Raw genomic sequence first — 760 nt, 5'->3', positions numbered from 1 at the left:
CACGATTTCAAATTGACCTGTTACTTTTTCATTCGTAACTTCTTGTTTTACTACTTCGTTCGCTACAACGTTTACTTCTACTGTTACTTCTAACGCCTTATAACCTTCTGGCGCTTTTGTTTCCTCTAACGTGTACTTTCCTGGCACTAAGTTTTCGAATTTCACAACACCTTCTTTATTCGTTGTTTTCGCTTCTCCAACTACTTGACCAGCTTCGTTCTTTAATTTAAATTCTGCACCTGCTAGAACTGTTCCACTCTCTGCATCCTTTTTGATTACTTGTAAGCTTCCTAGTTCTTTCGCATTTTCTATTTGTACCTCTACTAACTTGTTTGCTTCCACAACGACTTCAATTTCTTCTTTTAACAATTTATATCCTTCTGGTGCTTTCGTTTCTTTTAATGTATACTTTCCTGGTTCTAATTTCTGCGAAACTACTTTACCAGTTTTATCTGTTCGTAACGTATCTACTTTTTTACCATCTTTATACACTTCGAATTCTGCATCTGATAATACTTTCGTTTTATCTTCTGCATCTACTTTCACGATTTCAAATTGACCCGTTACTTTTTCGGAGATCTTTTTATTCACCACATCTACAGTCACTACTTTATTAGCCTCTACATCAACAGAAACTGAACTAGATGATAATTCATATCCTTTCGGTGCTTCTACTTCTTTTAATGTATAGCTTCCAACTGGAAGTTGTTTCGATAAGGCTTCACCTTTATCATCTGTAACAATTGTTTCCACAACTTTC

Annotated in this window: 1 protein-coding gene; it reads right to left on the bottom strand. The window is 35.3% G+C overall.

Annotation, left to right across the window (positions count from 1 at the left end; all coding sequences use genetic code 11):
• A partial coding sequence (locus tag MR167_RS31565) for an MSCRAMM family protein (RefSeq protein ID WP_255787511.1) occupies nucleotides 1–760 on the bottom strand: 760 nt, incomplete at both ends.

It is taken from the genome of Bacillus cereus group sp. BfR-BA-01355 (genome assembly GCF_022663675.1).
Lineage (GTDB): Bacteria > Bacillota > Bacilli > Bacillales > Bacillaceae_G > Bacillus_A > Bacillus_A thuringiensis_S.
This window is presented reverse-complemented; position numbering and strand designations above follow the sequence as displayed.